This is a genomic window from Paludibaculum fermentans (assembly GCF_015277775.1).
In the GTDB taxonomy this organism is placed as follows: Bacteria; Acidobacteriota; Terriglobia; order Bryobacterales; family Bryobacteraceae; genus Paludibaculum; species Paludibaculum fermentans.
Genome location: NZ_CP063849.1, coordinates 5,952,948 through 5,974,140, shown reverse-complemented (window position 1 = coordinate 5,974,140; position 21,193 = coordinate 5,952,948). Strand labels below are relative to the sequence as shown.

General features: G+C 62.5%; 22 protein-coding genes and 1 pseudogene. 10 read left to right on the top strand and 13 right to left on the bottom strand.

The genetic code is table 11. The features are described 5' to 3' along the window. Nucleotides 1-123: 123 nt before the first annotated feature. Genes IRI77_RS23495 through hslV form a run of 7 tightly spaced genes read right to left on the bottom strand, consistent with a single transcriptional unit; the run spans nt 124 to nt 5,352 of the window. The gene (locus IRI77_RS23495; protein WP_194447441.1) at nt 124-531 is read right to left on the bottom strand and encodes a Dabb family protein; all 408 of its coding nucleotides are present in this window, start codon (nt 529-531) and stop codon (nt 124-126) included. Between the two features lie 10 nt (nt 532-541). Continuing rightward, nucleotides 542-916 (bottom strand): hypothetical protein, encoded by a 375-nt coding sequence (locus IRI77_RS23490; RefSeq protein WP_194447440.1) that lies wholly within the window; start codon nt 914-916, stop codon nt 542-544. A gap of 27 nt (nt 917-943) precedes the next feature. Further along, nucleotides 944-1,606 (bottom strand): fructose-6-phosphate aldolase, encoded by a 663-nt coding sequence (gene fsa, locus IRI77_RS23485; protein ID WP_194447439.1) that lies wholly within the window; start codon nt 1,604-1,606, stop codon nt 944-946. Between the two features lie 30 nt (nt 1,607-1,636). Continuing rightward, the gene (locus IRI77_RS23480) at nt 1,637-2,407 is read right to left on the bottom strand and encodes a fumarylacetoacetate hydrolase family protein (protein ID WP_228486281.1); all 771 of its coding nucleotides are present in this window, start codon (nt 2,405-2,407) and stop codon (nt 1,637-1,639) included. Between the two features lie 49 nt (nt 2,408-2,456). Beyond that, a complete protein-coding gene (locus IRI77_RS23475) occupies nt 2,457-3,452 on the bottom strand; it encodes a fibronectin type III domain-containing protein (RefSeq protein WP_194447438.1) in 996 nt (331 codons plus the stop codon). Continuing rightward, complete coding sequence (hslU, locus tag IRI77_RS23470) at nt 3,452-4,810, bottom strand: ATP-dependent protease ATPase subunit HslU (protein WP_194447437.1); 1,359 nt, start codon at nt 4,808-4,810, stop codon at nt 3,452-3,454. Before hslU ends, IRI77_RS23475 begins: the two co-directional genes overlap by 1 nt. Before the next feature lie 2 nt (nt 4,811-4,812). Beyond that, nucleotides 4,813-5,352: an ATP-dependent protease subunit HslV gene (hslV, locus tag IRI77_RS23465; protein WP_194447436.1), complete on the bottom strand. Its 540-nt coding sequence runs from the start codon at nt 5,350-5,352 to the stop codon at nt 4,813-4,815. A 52-nt stretch (nt 5,353-5,404) separates the two neighbouring features. On the opposite strand from hslV, the gene IRI77_RS23460 reads away from it, so the two are divergent. Next, nucleotides 5,405-6,211 carry an NAD(P)-binding domain-containing protein gene (locus IRI77_RS23460; protein WP_194447435.1) on the top strand — a complete coding sequence of 269 codons (807 nt, stop codon included), beginning with the start codon at nt 5,405-5,407 and terminating at the stop codon, nt 6,209-6,211. Nucleotides 6,212-6,270: 59 nt separating this feature from the next. Beyond that, nucleotides 6,271-6,603, top strand: a complete 333-nt coding sequence (locus IRI77_RS38690; protein ID WP_407674121.1) for a BrnT family toxin — start codon at nt 6,271-6,273, stop codon at nt 6,601-6,603. Nucleotides 6,604-6,815: 212 nt separating this feature from the next. Here the strand turns inward: IRI77_RS38690 and purU are convergent, their stop codons facing one another. Beyond that, the gene (purU, locus tag IRI77_RS23450; RefSeq protein WP_194447434.1) at nt 6,816-7,673 is read right to left on the bottom strand and encodes a formyltetrahydrofolate deformylase; all 858 of its coding nucleotides are present in this window, start codon (nt 7,671-7,673) and stop codon (nt 6,816-6,818) included. 78 nt (nt 7,674-7,751) lie between these two features. On the opposite strand from purU, the gene IRI77_RS23445 reads away from it, so the two are divergent. The 3 genes from IRI77_RS23445 to IRI77_RS23435 are packed head-to-tail and all read left to right on the top strand — an operon-like array spanning nt 7,752 to nt 9,906. Further along, on the top strand, nt 7,752-8,624 hold the full coding sequence (locus tag IRI77_RS23445; RefSeq protein ID WP_194447433.1) for an energy-coupling factor ABC transporter permease: 873 nt from the start codon (nt 7,752-7,754) through the stop codon (nt 8,622-8,624). Further along, nucleotides 8,609-9,220, top strand: coding sequence for an energy-coupling factor transporter transmembrane component T family protein (locus IRI77_RS23440; protein WP_194447432.1), 612 nt, complete (start codon nt 8,609-8,611; stop codon nt 9,218-9,220). The genes IRI77_RS23445 and IRI77_RS23440 overlap by 16 nt, the downstream gene beginning before the upstream one ends. Then, nucleotides 9,217-9,906, top strand: a complete 690-nt coding sequence (locus IRI77_RS23435) for an energy-coupling factor ABC transporter ATP-binding protein (RefSeq protein ID WP_194447431.1) — start codon at nt 9,217-9,219, stop codon at nt 9,904-9,906. The genes IRI77_RS23440 and IRI77_RS23435 overlap by 4 nt, the downstream gene beginning before the upstream one ends. Nucleotides 9,907-9,992: 86 nt before the next feature. Here the strand turns inward: IRI77_RS23435 and dtd are convergent, their stop codons facing one another. Further along, a complete protein-coding gene (dtd, locus tag IRI77_RS23430; protein WP_194447430.1) occupies nt 9,993-10,433 on the bottom strand; it encodes a D-aminoacyl-tRNA deacylase in 441 nt (146 codons plus the stop codon). Between the two features lie 44 nt (nt 10,434-10,477). On the opposite strand from dtd, the gene IRI77_RS23425 reads away from it, so the two are divergent. Next, a complete protein-coding gene (locus IRI77_RS23425; protein ID WP_194447429.1) occupies nt 10,478-10,774 on the top strand; it encodes a hypothetical protein in 297 nt (98 codons plus the stop codon). A gap of 557 nt (nt 10,775-11,331) precedes the next feature. Here the strand turns inward: IRI77_RS23425 and IRI77_RS23420 are convergent. Beyond that, nucleotides 11,332-11,454, bottom strand: coding sequence for an RCC1 domain-containing protein (locus tag IRI77_RS23420; RefSeq protein WP_194447428.1), 123 nt, complete (start codon nt 11,452-11,454; stop codon nt 11,332-11,334). Nucleotides 11,455-11,587: 133 nt separating this feature from the next. On the opposite strand from IRI77_RS23420, the gene IRI77_RS23415 reads away from it, so the two are divergent. Beyond that, complete coding sequence (locus IRI77_RS23415) at nt 11,588-12,769, top strand: IS481 family transposase (RefSeq protein WP_228486229.1); 1,182 nt, start codon at nt 11,588-11,590, stop codon at nt 12,767-12,769. 337 nt (nt 12,770-13,106) lie between these two features. On the opposite strand, the gene IRI77_RS23410 is transcribed toward IRI77_RS23415, so the two are convergent. Genes IRI77_RS23410 through IRI77_RS23400 form a run of 3 tightly spaced genes read right to left on the bottom strand, consistent with a single transcriptional unit; the run spans nt 13,107 to nt 17,140 of the window. Continuing rightward, on the bottom strand, nt 13,107-14,423 hold the full coding sequence (locus tag IRI77_RS23410; protein WP_194447427.1) for an amidohydrolase family protein: 1,317 nt from the start codon (nt 14,421-14,423) through the stop codon (nt 13,107-13,109). After that, nucleotides 14,420-15,772 (bottom strand): amidohydrolase, encoded by a 1,353-nt coding sequence (locus tag IRI77_RS23405; protein ID WP_194447426.1) that lies wholly within the window; start codon nt 15,770-15,772, stop codon nt 14,420-14,422. Before IRI77_RS23405 ends, IRI77_RS23410 begins: the two co-directional genes overlap by 4 nt. 3 nt (nt 15,773-15,775) lie before the next feature. Further along, the gene (locus tag IRI77_RS23400; protein ID WP_194447425.1) at nt 15,776-17,140 is read right to left on the bottom strand and encodes an amidohydrolase family protein; all 1,365 of its coding nucleotides are present in this window, start codon (nt 17,138-17,140) and stop codon (nt 15,776-15,778) included. A gap of 35 nt (nt 17,141-17,175) precedes the next feature. On the opposite strand from IRI77_RS23400, the gene purM reads away from it, so the two are divergent. The 3 genes and pseudogenes from purM to IRI77_RS38685 all read left to right on the top strand — a co-directional run bounded on the left by purM (nt 17,176) and on the right by IRI77_RS38685 (nt 21,115). Then, entirely contained in the window at nt 17,176-18,219 is a 1,044-nt protein-coding gene (gene purM / locus IRI77_RS23395) for a phosphoribosylformylglycinamidine cyclo-ligase (RefSeq protein WP_194447424.1), read from the top strand. After that, nucleotides 18,216-18,818 carry a phosphoribosylglycinamide formyltransferase gene (gene purN / locus IRI77_RS23390; protein WP_194447423.1) on the top strand — a complete coding sequence of 201 codons (603 nt, stop codon included), beginning with the start codon at nt 18,216-18,218 and terminating at the stop codon, nt 18,816-18,818. The genes purM and purN overlap by 4 nt, the downstream gene beginning before the upstream one ends. Before the next feature lie 3 nt (nt 18,819-18,821). Beyond that, nucleotides 18,822-21,115 (top strand): annotated as a pseudogene (locus IRI77_RS38685) (GH92 family glycosyl hydrolase). Nucleotides 21,116-21,193: the final 78 nt, after the last annotated feature.

The following is a 21,193-nucleotide window of genomic DNA, read 5'->3' as shown; positions in this document are numbered from 1 at the left end:
TAGAACCAAAAAACAACAGCTGTCGTTTTAGGCCGCGAACGGAAAAGCGCCTAAACGACAGCTGTTGTTTTTGTGGTCGAAATGGGACCGGAGGCCGGACGGAAGCCTGTGGTCCGGTGGAACTTACGGGTTGGTGACGTCGGTTGTGATCGAACGTTCGCGCACGTTCGTGTAGACTTTCTCCCAGGCGCGGTGGGCAGGGTGGTCGGCGTACGTTTGAAAGGCAGTTTCGCTTTCGAATTCGATGACGAAGGCGTCGGTGACGGGCCGGAGCTTGATGCTGCCGTCGGCCTGCTTATAGGGGTAGTTGCCCTGGACGCTGGTGCCCTTCAGCCAGACATTGCGGATGCCGGGGATATCCGCGGCCATACGCTCGATGCCTTCGAGTACTTCCTTCTTCTGCTCATCCGTGGTGCCGTCCTTATAGAGCAGCGTGACGATGTGCAGCACCGATTTGGGTTTGTTGTACTTGTTGGCGGCCACTCCGATTGCGGCGCCGAGGAGCACCACGAAGAGCGTGGCGCCGATCATTTTTTTCCAGTCACTCGACAATTGCATCCTGGCTTTCCCTTTTGACAGTGAGTCCTGACCAATCTTCGCAGATAACTATCGAGTTGGCAGGGTTTCTCGGATCATACTTCACACTAACAGGACCAATCAACCGATCGGGAAAGAGAGGAAGCAGCGGGTGGATGGCGGAGACGTCCTGCGAGGCGGAGTACATCACGCCTCGCAGTTCATATTGATAGTAGATGAGATCCTCGCCAGCCTCGGTAATGACGCCCTCAATGGTGCGCCGGCTGCGGTTGACGAAGACGCGGCGACGGCGCTCCTTCTCCACCGGCGTGAGGCGCCGCTGGAAGATGACATAGACGGCCAGGGCAACCAGGACCGCCGTCGCAATGAGTCCGATCAAATAACGAGGATCTCGAATAAGCACTCTTTATCTTCCGGCCGGCGCCTCCTGGAACGCTTTGGCGTAGTCCTTGAGGAACTGATCCAGACCCTTGTCGGTGAGCGGGTGGTTGAACATCTGATCCAGTACCTTGAAGGGCATGGTTCCGATGTGCGAGCCGGCCTCGGCCGCCTGCACGACGTGCAGAGGCGAGCGAAGCGAAGCGGCGAGCACCTGCGTTTTGTAGCCGTAGTTGGCGTAGATCTTGCAGATGTCGCGGATGAGGGTCATGCCTTCGAGTCCGATGTCGTCAAGACGCCCGACGAAGGGGCTGACGCACCATGCTCCGGCTTTCGCGGCCAGAATCGCCTGGCTGGGCGAAAAACAGAGAGTGACATTGACGCGGATGCCTTCTTTCGAAAGAGTGGAGCAGGCTTGGATGCCGGCCCGGGTCAAAGGACACTTCACGACGATGTTCTGGTGCAGTTTGGCCACTTCGCGGCCTTCCCGCAACATGCCATCGACGTCGGTGGAGATGACCTCCGCGCTGATTGGACCATCGACAATTTCACAGATCTTGCGAATCTGTTCCTGTAAGGGAATGCCTTCTTTCGCGATGAGCGAGGGATTGGTGGTGACGCCGTCGACGACGCCCCAGGCCGCACCCTTTTTCAATTCATCGAGATTAGCGGTGTCCAGAAAAAACTTCATACCGGCCCCTCCTGTCTGAAGTCTTACTACTTACTCTGCCACGATGGAATTTTCGAGGATCCCAAGTCCGGGAACTTCCACTTGGATCACATCACCCGGTTGAACCGGGCCGACGCCGGGCGGGGTGCCAGTGGCGATGAGATCACCCGGCTCGAGCGTCATGAACTCCGTTACGAACTGTAGAATAGCACCCACGCTGAAGATCATATCCGTGACGGGAGCATCCTGTTTGACCTCTCCGTTCACCCGGGTGGTGACGCGAAGTGATTGAAAATCAATCTCTTCGCGAGGAACCCAGCACGGCCCGACGGGACAAAAGGTATCAAATCCTTTGCCGCGGGTCCACTGGCCATCCTTCTTCTGAAGATCACGCGCCGTCATGTCATTGACGATGGTATAGCCGGCGATATAGGCGTCGGCCTCCTCCTGTTTGATGCGGCGGGCGCGCCGTCCGATGATGATTCCGACTTCGCCCTCGAACGACACCAGTTGGGAGATTTTGGGGTAGACGACCGCGCCGAGGTGGCCATTCAGCGAAGACGGAGGCTTCATGAAGATGAGCGGCTCCGTTGGCACGGCGTTGCCGAGCTCCTTGGCATGTTCCGCATAGTTCCGCCCGACGCAAACGATTTTGGTGGGCGAGACCGCGGGCAGCAGGCGGGCCTGGGCGAGAGGGAGGGTGCGGCCTTCGGCGAGGAGGATCTGATCGTCCTGAAGGATTCCGCGGAGGACGCCGGGATGCGAGTCCGGTGCGCTCATGGGCACGGCGGGCTCGCGGGCAATACGAACGTAGCGCGTCATTAAAGACTATGTTGCGACATCCGGGGCAGGTTCGTCACCCCAGTTCGGGTTAGGGTACGGTGATTTCGACGGCGGCGCTGGGATCGCTGGTGTTGCCAAGCTCGTCGATGGCGGCGACAGCGTAGCGGTACTTCCTGCCGCTCTCGACCTTGCTGTCGTTGAAATTGGGGCTGGTGCCGAGGTCGGCGATTTTGGTGAGAGCGCCGGCGCCTTCGGCGCGGAAGACGATGTAGGATTTGAGGTCGGTTTCCTGGTTGCGGTCCCAGTTGAGGTCGACCGATTTGATGCCGGCGATGGCGGTGAGGCCGGTGGGTACGCTGGGCGGGAACTTGTCCTCAAACTTCAGGGAGAGGGTGGGCGTGACTTCACTTTCGGCCTCTTCCTTCTCGTTGATCTTCAGGACCTGCTGCAGGGTATAGCCGTAAGTCTTGCCGTATTCGGTATTCGAGTCGAGCCAGGAAGGGCCGCCGGCATTGCCGAGGACGGTGGGTTCCTTTTCGCCTTCCACCATCCGCCAGACCCGCCATTCGGTGCCGGGGGCGGAATGCTCCTCTTTCCATTCGAGGTAGACGCCTTTGGCCGTGGGGACAATGGAGAGTCCGGTGGGCACTGCGAGGGTAGGCACGATGCGCAGGGTGACGAGGTTCGACCAACCGGACGAGCGGCCCTTGGGGCCGGTGGTGCGGACGGCAAAGATGATCTCCTTGCCGGCGAACCCGTCGACGGGGATGGTGAGTTCGTGGGGCGTGATGGAGGCGTCAGCCACGGGGATTTTGCGAGCCGAATCCGCCCAGCGGTTCACTTCGAAGCCGCCCTGAATGTTCTCGCCGGCGCGCAGGTCGATGGCGGCAAAGGACTTGAGCAGGATGTCCTCGGTCGTCCTGGGATTCGGCGTGAAGGCGAGGACGATATTCGCCCCGCGCTGGACGCCGCGCAAGTCCTGCACAGGCAGGGGGATATTGAGGGCAGGCGGCTTCGGGTCGCCGACATAGCCACATCCGGCGAGGGCAAGGGTCAGGACTGCAAGGGCGGCGAACGGTCGCATTACAGGATATACCGGCTGAGGTCCTGGTCGGCGACGATGTCGGCCAGTTGGCGGCGTACGAACGCCGCGTCCACCTTGACCTTCTTCTTCTTCAAATCGGGGCCTTCAAAGCTGATCTCTTCGAGCAGTTTCTCGAGGATGGTGTGAAGGCGGCGCGCGCCGATGTTCTCGCTGGACTCGTTCACCTGGGTGGCAAAGCCGGCGATGGCGCGGATGGCATCCTCACCGAATTCGAGCTGGATGCCTTCGGTTTCGAGCAGGGCGGTGTACTGCTTGATGAGGGCGTTCTTGGGCTCCGTGAGGATGCGCACGAAGTCGTCCTCGTTCAGGGACTTGAGCTCGACGCGAATGGGGAAGCGGCCCTGAAGCTCCGGGATCATGTCCGACGGTTTGGAGACATGGAACGCGCCGGCGGCGATGAAAAGGATGTGATCGGTGCGGACGAAGCCGTAGCGGGTGTTGACCGTGGTGCCTTCGACGATGGGGAGGATGTCGCGCTGAACGCCCTCGCGGGAGACGTCGGGGCCGTGACCGCCTTCGCGGCCGGCGATCTTGTCAATTTCGTCGAGGAACAGGATGCCGTTGCGTTCCACTCGCTCGATGGCGAGGCGGGTGACCTGGTCCATGTCCACCAGGCGGCCTTCCTCTTCCTGGGTGAGGTATTCAAAAGCCTCGGCGACACGCAGTTTGCGCTTGGTGGTACGGCCTCCGAACAACTGGGGCAGGAACTCGCGGAGGTTCATGTCCATGTCTTCGTTGCCGGTATTGGAGAAGACTTCAAAGGACGGGCCGCGGTCCTTGACGTCGATCTCAACGATCTTCTCGTCGAGGCGGCCGGCGCGGAGCTTCTCGCGCATTTTGTCGCGGGTCTTGTCCGCGGTGTCGCTGGGCTCGGGCGTAGGCGGCAGCAGGATGTCGAGGAGGCGTTCTTCGGCGGCCTCTTCGGCGCGGTCGGCCACTTCCTCGAGTTTCTCTTCGCGGACCATGTCGATGGCGACCTCGACGAGGTCGCGGATCATGGATTCGACGTCGCGGCCGACATAGCCGACTTCCGTGAACTTGCTGGCTTCCACTTTGAGGAAGGGCGAGTTGGAGAGTTTGGCCAGGCGGCGGGCGAGTTCGGTTTTGCCGACGCCGGTAGTGCCGATCATGAGGATGTTCTTCGGCATCACCTCCTCGGCCATTTCGGGATCGAGTTTCTGGCGGCGGATGCGATTGCGGAGGGCGACGGCGATGGCGCGTTTGGCGTCGGCCTGGCCGATGACGTACTTATCGAGGGCGGCGACGATCTGGCGCGGCGTGAGTTCGTCAAGCAGGGGCTCGTCGCGATTGGCGTCGCCGGGGAGGTAGATGACCATGCTTAGCCGAGCTCCTGATAGCTGATGTTGCCGTTGGTATAGATACAGGTGTCGGCGGCGATGATCATGGCTTTCTCGACGATCTCGCGCGCGGTGAGTTTCGTATTCTCGAGCAGGGCGCGGGCGGCAGCCTGGGCGAAGGGTCCGCCGCTGCCGATGGCCATGCAGTCGCTATCGGGTTCGATGACGTCGCCGTTGCCGCTGAGGATATAGATGTTGGTGGCGTCGGCTACCAGAAGAAGAGCTTCCAGGTGCCGCAGCGCTTTGTCGGTTCGCCAGTCCTTGGCAAGTTCGACGGCGCTGCGCGGCAGATTGCCGTTGTGTTGTTCGAGTTTGGCTTCGAAGCGGGCGAAGAGAGAGAAGGCGTCGGCCGTGGAGCCGGCGAATCCAGCCACGATCTTATCCTTGTGCAGACGGCGGAGTTTATTGGCTTTCGCCTTCAACACCTCGCTGCCCAGGGTCACCTGTCCGTCTCCGGCCATCACGACTTTGCCGTTGCGGCGGACCACCAAAATAGTGGTCCCGTGGATGCTATTCGTCATCAGGTCTCAACCATCTCCAGTGTAGCGCGGAGGGTTGTATACTTCTGTTCGCATGGCAATCGGGTTCATTGGCACAGGCAAGATGGGCGCAATGCTGGTTCGCGCGCTGTTGCGCGCCGAGCGTCCGGTGGAAGAAGAGATCTGGGCGAGCAACCGGTCTCAAGAGAAGTTGGAGGATCTGCAGCTGCACTATCCGCGTCTGCGGACGGGCACCAACGCGGAGTTGGGGCAGGAGTGCGAGACGCTGTTCCTGTGCGTGCGGCCGGGCGATACGGCGCACGTGCTGGAAGAGGTGAAGCCGGTCCTGACAGGGCGGCATTTGCTGGTGAGCATCTCGAACATCGTGGAGCTGGAAAGGCTGGCGGCGACGACGCCCTGCCGTACGGCAAAGGTGATTCCCTCGTTCACGCAGTTTGTGCACGGCGGGGTGAGCCTGCTGATTCCGGGTCCGCGGAGCACGGAGAAGGATCTGGCGTATCTGCGGGATCTACTGGAGCGGTTGAGCCGCACGGAGCAGATTGAGGAGACGCAAAGCCGGGCAGCGACGAATGTGGTGAGCTGCGGACCTGCGTTTCTGGCGCGATTTTGCACGGAGTGGGCGGCGGCGGCGCACGAGATGCAGCCGGACATCTCGCTGGTGGAATGGGAGTCGCTGGTGTGGGACACGGTCCGGGCGGCGGCGGATCTGCCAAAGGCGGGCATCGACGGCCGGGAGATGCTGGAAGAGGTCAGCACGCCGGGCGGGATGACCTATGAAGGGCTGCTGGCAATGGATGCGGTGCTGCCGGAGATGTGGCGCGAGGTGATGCGGCGGACGATGGAGCGGGAGAAGGTGTTGAAGGCGGCGTTCACGCTGTAGGGAGAGGATAGCGCCGACTGGCTCGTTCGCTATTCTATGATTAGAACGCCATAGACTTGGTGTTCGAATGGGATCCGCGCAAAGCTCGAGCGAATCTGGTGAAGCACGGGGTGAGTTTTTCCGAGGCGGCTTCCGTATTCGGTGATGCTCTGGCCAGGATCTTTTCGGATGATGACCACTCCACGAACGAGCGGCGGGAGATTATCATCGGCCGATCCCAGTTGCAGCGGCTGGTGGTAGTTTGTTTCACGGAGTTGCGGGAGGGGCGCGTCCGCGTCATAAGCGCCCGGCGGCAAGTACGGCAGTCACGCGATCACCGGAAACTTCTCGAGGAAACTTCATGCCGCAACGACGGGAATAAGCTCGTCCTTCACGTAATGGAGTTGCACTAACCGGGGCTGCTCGTCACGGTCTTCAAAGTGCAGAGTCGTGGCTTCCAGAACGTTGACTCGCAGTTCGTCCCACGACTCGGCTTGAGTGAAGATCGAATGCCCAAGCGCCCAAGCGCGCGTGCACAATATCCGCCCTCTTCTGCGTCGCGAACCTCGAAGATGAGCTCCATGTGGACTAGAATGCCCCGTCCACCCACCGCGCGCCCCCCCCCTCACTCAAACACAACCGTCTTCCGCCCGCACAACAAAACCCGGTGCTCCAGGTGCCACCTCACCGCCCTCGACAGCACCATCCGCTCCGCATCCCGGCCCTTCTGGATCAACTCCTCCAACTGGTCGCGATGCGACACCCGGATCACCTCCTGGTCGATAATTGGCCCGTCGTCCAGGATCTCCGTCACATAGTGCGCGGTCGCCCCAATCAGCTTCACGCCGCGCGCGAACGCCGCATGATACGGCTTCGCCCCGCTGAACGCCGGCAGGAACGAATGATGCACATTGATCACCCGGCCCTCATACCGCTCCACAAACTCCGGCGACAACACCTGCATATACCGCGCCAGCACCACCAGGTCGATCTCCTGCTCATCCAATAGCTTCAGCGCCCGCGCCTCGGCCTCCGCCTTGCCGCCCGGACCCACCGGCACATACTCGAACGGAATCCCGTGAAACTCGGCATGCCGCCGCGCGTCCTCGTGATTGCTGACAATCAGCCGGATGTCCGCGGCCAGCTCGCCCGTCTGGTGCCGGTACAGCAGATCCGCCAGGCAGTGCAGATACTTCGAAACAAACACCGCCACCCTCATCGGCCGCTGCGAGTACTCCACCCGCCAGTCCATCCCGAAACGCCGCGCCACCTGGCTCTCGAACGCCGCGGGAAACGCCGCCGGGTCCAGCCGGAAATCCGCCACATCCCACTCGATGCGCATGAAAAACCGCTCGGAGGCGTCGTCCCGGTGTTCATCGGCCGACAGGATGTTCGCTCCATGCTCATACAGAAACCCCGACACCGAAGCCACCAGCCCCTTCGCATCCGGACAGTTGATCAGGAGAATTGCACTTTGACGCACACTCCATTATCGGACGCCCTGCCCGATTCCCCCTATCCGTAGCAACTCTAGGCCGTTTTTGCTACTGTGAAATCGATCATGCATATCCCGGATGGCTTCCTGTCCACACCCGTGTGGGCCGGACTCGCGACTGTCAGCGTGCCCTCCATCGGCATGCTGGCCCGTCGTGCCCAGGCCGGATTGCAGGACGCCCGCCTGCCCCTCATGGGCGTCATGGGCGCCTTTGTCTTCGCCGCCCAGATGATAAACTTCCCCGTCGGCATCGGCACCAGCGGCCACCTCGTCGGCGGAGCCCTGCTCGCCGCCACCCTCGGACCCGCGCCCGCCGCCATCGTCATGACGGCCATCCTCATCATCCAGGCGCTCGTCTTCCAGGACGGCGGCCTGCTCGCCCTCGGCGCCAACGTCTTCAACATGGCCATCGCCGGGGTCCTCGCCGGCTACTGGCCTTACCGCCTGCTGGCCCGCACCCGCGCCCGCAACTTCGGCATCGCCCTCGGGGGCTTCCTCAGCGTCTTCGTCTCGGCCATCCTCTGCCTCGGAGAACTCTTCCTCTCCGGAGTCCGCATCCCAAATCACGCCCTCGGCATCGGTCTCATCGTCTTCTGCATCACCGGACTCCTTGAAGGCGCCATCACGCTCGCCGTCCTCGGCTCGCTCGAGAAGATGAACCCGCGCTGGCTGCGCGCCCCCGAAACGGAAGGCCGCCCCGCCCTCATCCTCCTCGGCCTCTTCGCCCTCGTCCTGGTCTCCGCCGGCTTCCTCGCCGCCTCCGCCCTGCCCGACGGTCTCGAACGCGTCGCCGGCCTCGCCGGACTGGCCGGCAAGGAATCGGCCGCCGCGGCGGAACCCTGGCTCCATCAGGCCGCCCTCGGACTCGGCGGTCTCACGGCCACCTTCCTGGCCTGCTATCTTCTCGGTCGGTGGATCGTCCGGTGGCGCAACGCATAGCACCCGACATCTTTGCTTTCGATGAGTGGAGCCGCCGGAAAAGCCCTCTCCACGCGCTCGACCCGCGCGCCAAGATCCTCGCCTGCCTCGCGCTCCTCATCGCCACCGGCACCTGGCCGCTGGCGTGGAGCCTCGCCGCCCTTGCGCTGATCCTGCTCCTCGCCGCCCGTCTGCCGATACTCTCCATCACGGCCCGCGCCGCCGTCGTTCTCCCCTTTACCCTCGTCTTTGCGGCCTTCACCGCCTGGATGGGCGACACCCCGCGCGCCGTGGCCCTCCTCTGGAAGAGCTACCTCTCCGCCCTCTGGGTCTGCCTGCTCATGGCCTCCACCCCGCTGGAACGCCTGCTCGAAGCCGCCGCCCGCCTCGGAGTGCCGCGCCTGCTGGTGGACGTGATGCACTTCACCTGGCGCTACATCGCGGTCATCTCCGCCCAGGCCTGGCGCATGCGCACCGCGGCCCTGGCGCGCGGCGGTGAGAAATCGTTCCAGGTCTCCGCCGCCAGCCTGGCCGTCCTCTTCGCCAGCTCTTACGCCCGCGCCGAACGCATCCACCGCGCCATGCTCGCCCGCGGAGCCGCCGGAGTCACCCGATGAACCCCGTCATCGAAGCGCGCGGCCTCCGCTTTCACTACGACAGCGGCTTCGAAGCCCTGCGTGGCGTGGACTTCCGCCTAGAGGCCGGCCAGAACGTGGCCCTCCTCGGTCCCAACGGCTCCGGCAAAACGACCTTCCTGCTGCACCTCAACGGAGTCCTGCAGGGCGAGGGCGAACTGCACGTCTGCGGACTCCCGGTCGAACCCCGCCACTACGTCGCCATCCGCCGCAAAGTCGGCTTCCTCTTTCAGGACCCCGAGGACCAGCTCTTCCTGCCCAGCATTCTGGAAGACGTCTGCTTCGGACCCCTGCAATCCGGCCTCACCCAGGCCGAAGCGGAAGCCCGCGCCAAACAGGTGCTGGAACAGGTAGGCATCCGCGCCGGCTGGGAGCGTCCGCCCTACCACCTCAGCGGTGGCGAAAAACAGCGCGTCGCGCTGGCCGGTATCCTGGCCGTCGAACCCGAGATCCTCATCCTCGACGAACCCACGACGCACCTCGATCCGCCCGCCCGCCGCCATCTGCTGGAACTGCTGCAATCCCTGCCGCAAGCCAAGCTGGTAGTCACCCACGACACGGCGTTCGCGAAGGCGCTCTGCCCGCAAGCGGCTTTCTTCGAAGGCGGCCGCGTCCAGGCGCAGGGCAGTACGGCCGAGATCGCCGCCCGTTTTCACTGGGATCTCTGAGCGCCGCCGCGCGCCCGCCCGTACCAGCGCAGTAGAACTCGCTCTCTTTTGGATGAGTTCGCTCTGGCTTCAGCCAGGGCCGCGCCTTACTTGGAATCGAGCACAAATGTGACGGGCCCGTCATTCACCAGGGACACCTCCATGTGCGCCTGGAACTCGCCAGTCTCCGTGGGGATTCCGCCGGCCCGGGCCTGTTCCACAAAGTATTCATACAGCCGCCGGGCCTGCTCCGCCGGAGCCGCCAGGTCGAAGCTGGGCCGCCGGCCCTTCCGTGTATCTCCATACAAAGTAAACTGCGAAACCACCAGCAGGCTGCCGCCCACGTCGCGCAGGCTCAGGTTCATCTTGCCTGCCGCGTCATTGAACATCCGCAGCCCGGTAACGCGGTCCAGCAGGTAATCGGCCTCGGCCTCTCCATCGGCGTGGGAGACGCCCAACAGCACGAGAATGCCCTGCCCAATGGCGCCGGTAATCCGCCCGTCCACTTCGACACTCGCTTTGCTCACTCGCTGCACTATGACCCGCATCAGGTATTCATCCTATAGACTCTGTTCTCAGGAACGCCGATTCTATGCCAGATACTATGATTTACCGCAGAAGACGGAGTAAGACGACCGTGCCCGGCGGATTCTACCGCTTCACGGACTCCCTGAACCGCACCATCACCGGACCCGGCGATGGCGAGTTCATCCATCTTCGCGACGAATTCGGCCAGTCCTGGCGGGGCATGGCCGAGCGCATGGCCGACGACACCATCCGCTACCGCTTCCGTGATGATAACGGCAACTTCATCTCCGGAGTCTCCGACGGCTACGGCGTGATCCTCCGGGACCAGAAGGGCAAAACCTGGCGCGGCGTCGTAGACTAATCCGCGAACCCGTGGCCCGGTAGTAATTCACCCGCGGCTCGATCGTAGTTCTCCCATGGCCCGCTCGTAATTCTTCTGGCAGAAGCTCCCAACGCTGCAGTCAGCCCCCCCCAGCCTTACCCCCGGCGCAAGCCGGGGGCCCGCCGCAACCCCAACGCCAGCCCCACCACCCCAACGGCGGCCGATCTCCAGCATCTCCAACATCCGAACCACCTCCCCCAGCCTTACCCTCGGCGCAAGCCGGGGGCCCGCCGCAACTCCAACGCCAGCCCCACCAACCCAACGACGGCCGATCTGCGACATCTCCAACATCCGAACCACCTCCCCCCAGCCTTACCCCCGGCGCAAGCCGGGGGCCCGCCGCAACTCCAACGCCGACCCCACCGTCCCAACGACGGCCGATCTGCATCCTCCCGCCGAACGAAACCACCTCCCCCCAGCCCCATCGAGGGCATACCCGCTGCCCAGCCGCACATCCACCGCACGAATATCGCTCAGCCCAGCCACCCGCACCGGCTCGGTCACCATCTTCCGGGCGTCGGCGCCGGCCAGCCCGCTCAATTCGACCCGAACACCCAAACCGTTCCATCCGCCTTCAGCGCCACGCTGAACAGCGCGCCCGCCGCGATCATCGAAACATCGTTCAGGCCCGGCACGACCTCCGCGCGCGCCCGGTTCACCAGCGTCCCATCCCCAACTGGCCAACGAATTGGACCGGCGACATCGGTAACACAGATCAGCGGCGCAAGAGATCTGATCCGCCTTATCGGTACGGCACGATGAGTGTCGATGCCGTGGAAGGAGACCAGAGCAATGGACCAACGGGTTCAACTATTGCAGGAGTACGACGAAGGCGAGACCGTGACCGCACTGGCGGAAGCCTATGGCGTATCGAGAAAGACGGTCCACAAGTGGATCAAGCGTCGAGAGGAGGAAGGCGTGGCCGGTTTGCAGGACCGCAGCCGGGCGCCTCATACCAGCCCGCAGGAAGTCAGTCAGGAAGTCATAGAGCGCATCCTGGCTGAGCGGCGGAAGTGGAACTGGGGCCCGCGCAAGCTATTGAGGAAGTTGGCCGAGGCGGAGCCGGAGAGGAAGCACTGGCCGGCGCCCAGCACCATCGCCATGATCCTGAAAAGAGCGGGTCTGAGTGTCACACGAAAGCGACGCTTGCGGACGCCGCCCTTCGGGCAGCCCTTTGCGTCCGTGGATGGACCCAATCGGACGTGGTGCGCGGACTTCAAGGGTTGGTTCCGTACAGGTGATGGCGTGCGTTGCGATCCATTGACCATCACGGACGCCCACAGCAGGTACTTGCTGCGCTGCCAAATTACGCCGAAGACGGATGGAAAGCATGCGGCTGCGATCTTCGAGGCGGCGTTTCGAGAGTACGGTCTGCCGGAGGTGATTCGTACGGACAATGGCACGCCGTTTTCGACGCGGGCGCCTGGCGGACTCAGTCGGTTGTCGATGCGCTGGGTTCGGCTGGGCATTCTGCCGGAGCGCACAGCACCGGCCTCACCGCAGGAAAACGGCCGCCACGAGCGCATGCATCGGACGTTGAAACAGGACACGCTGAATCCGCCGGCGGCCAACCCGCGCCAGCAGCAGAAGCGATTTCACGACTTTCAAAGGATCTACAACGAGCAGCGGCCCCATGAAGCCCTGGACTACGATACGCCGGCAAAACACTATCAGCCGTCGTTGCGCCCGATGCCACGTCGGATCCCGGAGGTGGAGTACCCGGCAGGGCTCGTGCTACGACGGATCCAGAATCACGGAGATCTCTACTACAAGGATCAGAGGATTTTCATCAGCGAGATCTTTGCGCGTCAGTTGCTTGGACTGCGGCAGGTTGACGATCGCTATTTCGAAGTGTTCTACGGCATGCTGTTGCTCGGCTGGCTGGACATAGAGCGTAATCGGTTTATGAGGAAGAAGCCGAAGGCGCTGGAGCAACAGGACGACGAATCCGCGGCGGTGCCGGCCGCTGAGTAAGGCCCATGGAAATGACGCACCGTGGAAAGCGAGGAAATCCAAAAACAGGATTCCCTCGCTTCCCACCGCGCTTGGAAATCGCTACGCGATTCCCACATTTCCACAGGCGTACGAATCCGGCTAGAATCGCGAAAGGCGATCAGACAAGCCCCCGCGACGACTGTTACCCATGTCGGTAGACCAGATTGTCACCCATGTCCGCGGCCGTACACCAACCCCAATGCCAGCCCCACCCTCCAAACGACGGCCCATCTCCAACATCCGAACCACCACCCTCCAACAAAAAAGGAGGCCAGCCCGAAAGCCAGCCCCCCCTGTACCACCAGCCCGTCCCCGACTACGGCCGAGCCAGATACTTCTTGTACAGCTTCGTGTGCTTCGACTCGAGATCCACCGGAGCCCCCTTGATGAACATCATCTTGACGTTCGTCTTGACCTCCAGCAGATCCCCATCCGTCACCACCAGGTCCGCCCACTTGCCCGGCTCAATCGACCCGTACTGATCGGCGACCCCCCAGATCTCGGCCGCATTCAAAGTCACGGACTTCAGCGCCTCATCATAGGGCAGCCCGAACGCCACCGACTGGCCCGCCTCATACGGCAGGTTCCGCGCAAACTGCGTCCCGAAGCTCGCGAACGCAATCTTCACGCCGGCCTTGTTCAACTCGGCCGCCAGCGTGAACGGCTCATCATACGCGGCGTCATCATCGATAGGCGTCGTGAACGGCGAACCCAGGATCACCGGGATCTTCTTCTTCGCCAGCTCCTCGGTCATCTTGCCCGGCTCGCGAACATTGGCCAGCACGATCTTCAGCCGCTCGCGCTCGGCCCACTCCACTGCCTCCCGAATCTCCCGTTCGCGCGAAGCCAACACCATGATCGGCCGCTTGCCTTCCAGCACCGGCAGCATCGCCTCGTACTTCAGGTCCGGCTTCAGCCCGGTCTCCTTACCAGCCTTGGCCTTCTGATACCGCCGCGCCTCTTCCACGAACTCCTTCAGCTTGCGGACATCCTCTTCCTGGTTCCGCTTGGCCTGCGCGAACGTGACGCGCCGGGCCGCCAGGGCCGGAGGCAGATCGTCATCGCTCGCGCCGCGCCCGCGCGAGGCAATCGCCGGCCATACCAACTGCAGCGCCGCATCCCGCCGGATCTCCATCTCTTCCCAGGTCCAGCCATCCAGGTGAATCATCGAAACCTGGCCGCTGATGATGCTGCCGCCGCCGGCGCCGCGGCCGCCCATCGAACCCGGCAGCACCATCACCGACGTAATGCCGTTGGCCCTTACCACCGGAATATGCTCGCTCTCCGGATTCACGGCAATCAGCGCGCGCAGCTGAGGATTGAAGTCGCCCAGCTCGCCCGTATCGGTCGTCTCCCGCACGGAACTGATCTCCGACATGCCCACCGGCGAACCCGAATCGATCATGCCCGGATACACGTGCAGGCCCTTGCCATCCACCACCTTGATCTTGCCCTTGGCCGCGACCTTCGCGCCCACTTCGGCAATCTTGCCGTCCACCACCAGCACGGACACGTTCTCCTGCTTCGGTCCTGAAACCGGATGCACGGTGGCATTCCGGATCAGCATCGAATCGTTCGCGCCCGCATAAACACTGGCGGCCAGAATGATGCCCAACAGTCCGCGGCTTCTCACGAAGGCCTCCTCGTCTGCGGCGCGTTGCGCCGGTCGGTCTCTTTTTCCTTCTCCAGCAGGCCCTTCTTCTCGGCCTCTTTGCGCGGACGCGCGCTCATGTCGCCGTCGCGGTCGAAGTACTGTTGCCCGTCGATGAACACCTTCTCCACCTTCGAAAAGATCGACAGCGGATCCTTGTCGTAGATCACGAGATCGGCCTGCTTGCCGGCTTCAATCGAGCCCACCAGTTGGTCGATGCCCAACTGCTTCGCCGGGTTGATCGTGATCATCGCCAGCGCTTCGTCTTCCGTCATGCCGCCATACTTCATGATCTTGCCGGCCTCGGTGTTCAGCCGCCGCATCAGCTCGGCGCCGCCCGCGTCGTCGGAGTTCAGGCTCACCAGCACGCCCTTCTTCTGCAGCACCGCCGCGTTGTAAGGGATGGCGTCATAGGCTTCCACCTTGTACGACCACCAGTCAGAGAACGTCGACGCGCCCACGCCCGCCGCCGCAATCTCCTTCGCCACCTTGTAGCCTTCCAGCACATGCTGCAGCGTCGCGATCTTGAAGCCGAACTCCTGCGAAACACGCAGCAGCATCAGGATCTCATCGGCGCGGTAGCAGTGCGCATGCACCAGGCGCTTGCCTTCCAGCACTTCCACCAGCGTCTCCAGTTGCAGGTCGCGCCGTGGAGGCAGCGCCATCTCGCCCTTGGCCTTTTTGGCCTCGTAGTCCTTCCACTCTTTCTGGTATTCCTTGGCGTTCGTGAAGGCTTCGCGGATCACGTCTTCCACCCCCATCCGCGTACCGGGGTAGCGCAAATTCTGCTGTCCGGCCTGCGCGCCGAAACCGGTCGTCTGCATGCCCTGCCGCTTCGGGTTCTCGCCCAGCGCCATCTTCAAACCGGGCTTCGCTTCCTTGAAAACAAGCCCGTCGGCGTCCTTGCCCCAGCGCATCTTCAACACAACGTTGCGGCCGCCGATCGCATTGGCGCTGCCGTGCAGAACATTGGCCGTAGTGACGCCGCCGGCCAGCGCGCGGTAGATGTCCATGCGCTCGTTGTTGACGACATCATCGACGCCCACCATCGAACTCACGGAGACGCTGCCTTCGTTGATGGCATCCACCGCGATGTGCGTGTGGCAATCGATGATGCCCGGGATCACATGCTTGCCGCTGGCGTCCACGATCTTCGCGCCGGCCGGGGTCATCACCTTCTCCCCGACCTCGGTGATCTTGCCATTCACGATCACGACGGAACCAGTGATGGTTCCCTTGGTAACCGTATGGATAATTCCGTTTTGTATGACGACTGTATTCTGGGCCGAAAGGGCCGCCAGCGTCAGGAGGCCAAGTAGGATCGTTCGCATGGTCTAGTTCTCCTCCTGATCTACGGTCGACGGACGGTTGCCGGGACCGTTTCCGCCCGGTGTTTGCGGTGGATCTGGCGGTGGTAAATACTTGACTCCGTCAACAAAAATCATTGCTATCGTCAACCTTTCGTCGAACAGGTCACCTTTGACCACGACGAGGTTGGCCATCTTCCCTTTGTCGATCGACCCCATCCGCTGATCGACGCCGTAGATCTCGGCGGCACTCAGGGTCAGCGCGCGGATCGCCGCTTCCTTGGACAGCCCCAGGTCGATCGATTTCTTGAGGGCCTTCAGGACATCCTTGGGGGACTCCATCCCGTCGGACGAGACAGCGAACTTCACGCCGGCCTTGGCCAGAACAGCCGGAGCCGTCGGAGCCTTGTCCCGGTGCTCCAGAACCTTCATCGTGTCAATCAGATCCGGATCGCGATCGCGTTCACGGGTGGGCCACTTCACATTCAGCACCACCGGAGTGCCCGACTTCTTCAGTTCGTCGGCCATGCGGTAGCCTTCGGTCACACCCCAGAGCACCACTGGAGTCTGTAACTCCTTGCCCAGCTTGACCATACGCTCCATCTGGACCGGTCCGGCGGCGGGCAACAGCAGGCGCCGCGAGCTCAGGACGCCCTCCAGGGCACGGTCATAAGCGGGACGAGGGATCGTCTGCCGCGACTTGGCGTACATCTCCTTGGCCATCTTGTAGTAGTTCGCGTCGATCCAGAGCTGCCGGAAGTACGCCAGCACGCCCATCAGCGAATTCGGGTAACCCAAATAGCCTGAAGGGGTTGTGGACATATAGAGGCCGGCGTCGGGCTCCACGATCATGGCTCCGGGCGTCTCGCCGCCCAGGTTCACGATCGCGCCGTGTCCGCCCACCAACCCCTGACGGGGGAAGGTGACCGCAGTCGTGAATCCGGCGCTGTGAGCGAGATCCACGCGGCGTTCAGTATTTTTAACGAGATCGGCGGCCATCACCCAACTGTTGGTGCCGGGCCGGTCTTCCGGACCCCGAGACCTGGGCGGAGCGGCCTGTCCGGGTGCCGCAGCAGCCTGGGTGCCGCGTCCGCCGGCGGCCGGAGCGGCTGCCGGAGCTTCCGGAAGGCCCCACGTACTGAAGGCGTCGATCAGGCCCGGATAGACAGTAAGTCCTTTGCCATCAACCACCCAGGCCCCAGCCGGAACGGCTGCGTTGGGGCCCACATCGGCGATGATGCCGTCTTTTAAAACGACAGTCCCCTTCTCGATCACGGCTCCACTGACTGTGACGATGCGGGCGTCCTGGATCGCCACTAAGGAGGGAACCTCGGCCTGCAACGGTATGAACGCGCAGGCCAATAGAGTGAGGACAAATATTCTTTGGCGCATGGAGAATCCCTGTATTTTAGACTGGTACTTCAGCGATGCCTACTAAGAAAACCATCCGCTACCAAGACGCCGGCGTCAACATTGACGAGGCGGACCGTGCTGTCGGCTACATCAAGGTAGCTGCAAAGAAGACCTTTACGAGAGGCGTGCTGACGGATATCGGTAGTTTTGGCGCGATGTACCGCCTGGCAGGTTACAAGCGCCCCGTATTGATCTCCTCAGCCGATGGGGTAGGCACCAAGATCAAAGTCGCCTTCATGACCGGCCGGCACGACACGGTGGGCCAGGATCTGGTGAACCACTGCGTCAACGACATCGCCGTGCAGGGCGCTATGCCGTTGTTTTTCCTGGACTACTTCGCCGTCGGCAAGCTGGAAGCCGAGGTGGCGGGCCAGATCGGGACCGGGTTGGGCAAGGCCTGCCAGGAGAACGGCTGCGCGCTGATCGGCGGCGAAACGGCCGAGATGCCGGGCCTCTACCAGCCTGGCGAGTACGACCTGGCAGGCTTCATTGTCGGCGCGGCTGAACAGGCCAAGTTGTTGACGGGCAAGACTGTACAGCCCGGCGACCTGCTGCTGGGGCTGCCCTCGACGGGGCTGCATACAAATGGCTATTCGCTGGCCCGCAAGCTGCTGTTCGAAGTGGGCAAATACACACCCAAGACCTTCCTGCCGGAACTGGACTGCACCCTGGCCGATGAGCTCTTGAAGGTGCACCGCAGCTACCTCAAGCCCATCCAGAAGCTGTTGAAAGCAAACCTGCTTGCGGCGGCCGCGCACATCACCGGCGGTGGCATCACGGACAACACGCCGCGCGTACTGCCCAAGGGCATGGCGGCCGAAGTGAAGCTCGGTTCGTGGCCGGTGCTGCCCGTGTTTGAACTGCTGCGCCGCCTGGGCAACGTGCCGGACGACGACTACCGCCGGACGTTCAACCTCGGCATCGGCATGATCCTCGTGATTCCACAGAAGAAAGCCGCCAAGGCGACCCGCCTGTTGAAGCACATGAAGGAGCCTTACTACGAGATCGGCAAGATCATCGCTCAGCCGCGCGGCAAGGGACGAGTGATCTACAAGTGAAGAAGCTGGCGATTCTGGTATCGGGCCGCGGCTCGAACTTCGAGGCCATCGCGCGCCAGATCCGCGCAGGGAAGCTGCAGGCGGAGATCGCCGCCGTGGTGGCGAATGTGCCGTCGGCCAAGGCCCTGGAAACGGCGGAAACACTGGGCTTACCGGCCATTTCGCTGCCGTCGAAAGGCATCGATACCGATACCTACGCGGCCATGGTGGTGGAGCAACTGGCTCCGCTGGGCATCGACCTGATCATCCTGGCAGGCTTCATGCGGCGCGTGGGGACTCCGCTGTTGGAGGCTTACCGCGACCGGATTCTCAACATCCACCCGTCGCTGTTGCCGTCCTTTCCCGGGCTGCATGTGCAGCAGCAAGCCCTGGACTACGGGGTCAAATTTTCCGGCTGCACCGTGCACTTCGTGGATGCCGGGCTGGACACCGGCCCCATCGTGGCGCAGGCCGTAGTGCCTGTTTTAGATGGAGATACGGCCGATACCCTGGCCGCCCGGATCCTGGTGGAAGAGCACAAAATCTTCAGCGAAGCCATCGCCCTGATCCTCAGCGGAGCCTACCGCGTCGAGGGCAGGCGTGTGATTCGAAAGGACTAAGCAGTGTTCAGCAAGTGTGTCCGCGCGGCGGCTGCCGCCCTGTTGATCGGCGCCGCGGCGGATTGCCGTGCGCAGGTGACGCCCGCCGATGAGGTCAACCCGCTCATCGACACGCACAAGTCCCGCTGGTTCTTCTTTTCCTCCGCCAGCCGCCCGTTCGGGATGGTGAACCTGAGTCCGGACACCGGGGTCGACGGCGACTGGAATGCCGGTTACCTCTACGGAGAGAAGTACATACGGTGCTTCAGCCATGTGCATGACTGGCAGCTCGCGGCTGTTCCGGTGATGCCCGCGACCGGTGAGCTGAAGGGGCCGGCTGGCTATGAGGCCTACAAATCGGCCTTCAGCCACGACAAAGAAGTCGCGAAAGCGGGCTACCACAAGGTCTATCTCGAGGACTACAAAATCACGGCGGAGCTGACGTCGACGAAGCGTGTGGGGCTGCACCGCTACACCTTCCCGGCGGCACAAGACGCCTATATCTATATAGATACGGCGGCCAAGCTGGCCATGATGGACGCTCCGCCGGACGCCAAGATCCGCCGCGTGAGCGACCGGGAGTTGGCGGGCTACACCGTTCTGGCGCCGACGATCCGCCGCAAGAAGACAGTCACCGTGTACTTCGTCGTCCAGTTGGACAAGGCGTTTGACGGCTATGGCGACTGGAGCAAGGGCGGAAGCGCCTATGTTCACTATAAGTTCGCGCAGCCGGGCCAAGTCCAGATGAAGGTGGCGATCTCGTACGTGAGCGAGGAGCAGGCCCGCCTGAACCTGGCTGCGGAGCTGCCGCACTGGGACTTCGAGCGGGTGGTGCGGGAGTCCAAACAGGAATGGAATGAATGGCTTGGCAAGGTGTCGATCACGGGCGGCACCCCGGCGCAGCGCACGAAGTTTTACACCGATCTGTGGCATTCTCTGCTGGGCCGGCGGACGTTCAGCGACGTGAACGGCAAGTACATCGACAACACCGGGGACAAGCCGGTGGTGCGCCAGGTGGAACTGGATGCGAAGGGCCAGCCGCTGCGCAGTACCTACAATTCCGACGCCTTCTGGGGTTCGCAGTGGACGCTAAATGTCCTGTGGTCTATCGCTTACCCGAAGCTGATGGGCGACATGACGCAGTCGCTGGTCGATTACTATACCAACGGCGGCATGATTGCGCGGGGCCCAGCGGCGGCAACTACACCTTCGTGATGATAGGTGACCAGGCGGTGCCGCTGATCGCGGCGGCGTACCAGAAGGGCATCCGCAATTTCGACGTGAAGGCTGCCTATGAGGGGTCAAAGAAGAACGCGTTTCCGGGCGGGATTCGCGATCACGCGGGGTATGAACCGGGTCCCAAGGCCGAAGGCGGCGGCATGAAGTATTACGTCGAAAGGGGTTACGTGCCGCTGGGCAACTTCGGAACAGGCGGGCATCGTGAGGGCGCCGCGCAGACCTTGGAGTATGCCTATCAGGATTGGACGCTGGCCCGGTTTGCCGAGGCGCTGGGGAAGAAGGACGATGCGGCGCTGTTCCAGAAGCGGTCTGAAAACTGGCGAAATCTGTTCGACAAATCGACGGGGTGGATCCGGCCGAAGAACATGGACGGGTCGTGGCTGGAGCCGTTTGCGCCGACGTGCGAGGGGTCGACTTGCCGTGGATTTGTGGAGAGCAATGCGGCGATTTATACCTACTACGTCATGCAGGATATTCCGGGCCTGATCGAGGCGTTGGGCGGACGCCAAAAGTTCATCGAAAAGCTGCAGGGACAATTCGAGAGAGCGGCGCCGGCGCGGTTTATTACTCCGCATGGAAAGCATGGGGAGAACTGGGTGGATTATGAGAATCAGCCGGCTTGCCACATGGCGCATTTGTTCAGTTATGCGGGGGCTCCGTGGCTGACGCAGTATTGGGTGCGGCGGGTGAAAGAGGAAGTCTTTGGGAACGCCACGCCGAACGGCGGATACAACGGGGACGAGGACCAGGGGCAGATGGGGGCGCTGGGGGTGCTGATGGCGGCGGGGTTGTTTGATGTCCAGGGCGGCGCGGAAGCCGAGCCCCGGTATGAGATCACCAGCCCTTTGTTTGAGCGGGTTACGTTCCAGTTGGATCCGAAGTTCTATCCCGGAAAGACGTTCACGGTAGTGGCTCGGAATGCGAAACCGGGCAATGTGTATATCCAGTCGACGAAGCTGAACGGCAAGCCGCTGACGGGGCGGTTCTGGGTGACGCACAAGGAAGTCATTGCCGGGGGCGTGCTGGAAGTGGAGTTGGGAGCCCAGCCGAATAAGAGTTGGGGTGTCGCCAGCCGTTGATTTAGTGGTGTGGGTGTCTGGTAGAATTAGCCTTCCTTTTGTAGGCGTATTCTCGCCTGCCTCGGTGAATTAGGAAGG

Excerpts from the sequence above, each read along its gene's own strand:
- IRI77_RS23405 (WP_194447426.1), bottom strand. The coding sequence starts at position 15,772 with ATGCGAACGATCCTACTTGGCCTCCTGACGCTGGCGGCCCTTTCGGCC.
- IRI77_RS23445 (WP_194447433.1), top strand. The coding sequence starts at position 7,752 with ATGCATATCCCGGATGGCTTCCTGTCCACACCCGTGTGGGCCGGACTC.
- purM (WP_194447424.1), top strand. The coding sequence starts at position 17,176 with ATGCCTACTAAGAAAACCATCCGCTACCAAGACGCCGGCGTCAACATT.
- IRI77_RS23400 (WP_194447425.1), bottom strand. The coding sequence starts at position 17,140 with ATGCGCCAAAGAATATTTGTCCTCACTCTATTGGCCTGCGCGTTCATA.
- IRI77_RS23460 (WP_194447435.1), top strand. The coding sequence starts at position 5,405 with ATGGCAATCGGGTTCATTGGCACAGGCAAGATGGGCGCAATGCTGGTT.
- dtd (WP_194447430.1), bottom strand. The coding sequence starts at position 10,433 with ATGCGGGTCATAGTGCAGCGAGTGAGCAAAGCGAGTGTCGAAGTGGAC.
- IRI77_RS23415 (WP_228486229.1), top strand. The coding sequence starts at position 11,588 with ATGGACCAACGGGTTCAACTATTGCAGGAGTACGACGAAGGCGAGACC.
- IRI77_RS23495 (WP_194447441.1), bottom strand. The coding sequence starts at position 531 with ATGATCGGCGCCACGCTCTTCGTGGTGCTCCTCGGCGCCGCAATCGGA.
- IRI77_RS23425 (WP_194447429.1), top strand. The coding sequence starts at position 10,478 with ATGCCAGATACTATGATTTACCGCAGAAGACGGAGTAAGACGACCGTG.
- IRI77_RS23475 (WP_194447438.1), bottom strand. The coding sequence starts at position 3,452 with ATGCGACCGTTCGCCGCCCTTGCAGTCCTGACCCTTGCCCTCGCCGGA.
- hslU (WP_194447437.1), bottom strand. The coding sequence starts at position 4,810 with ATGGTCATCTACCTCCCCGGCGACGCCAATCGCGACGAGCCCCTGCTT.
- IRI77_RS23480 (WP_228486281.1), bottom strand. The coding sequence starts at position 2,407 with ATGACGCGCTACGTTCGTATTGCCCGCGAGCCCGCCGTGCCCATGAGC.
- fsa (WP_194447439.1), bottom strand. The coding sequence starts at position 1,606 with ATGAAGTTTTTTCTGGACACCGCTAATCTCGATGAATTGAAAAAGGGT.
- IRI77_RS23435 (WP_194447431.1), top strand. The coding sequence starts at position 9,217 with ATGAACCCCGTCATCGAAGCGCGCGGCCTCCGCTTTCACTACGACAGC.
- hslV (WP_194447436.1), bottom strand. The coding sequence starts at position 5,352 with ATGACGAATAGCATCCACGGGACCACTATTTTGGTGGTCCGCCGCAAC.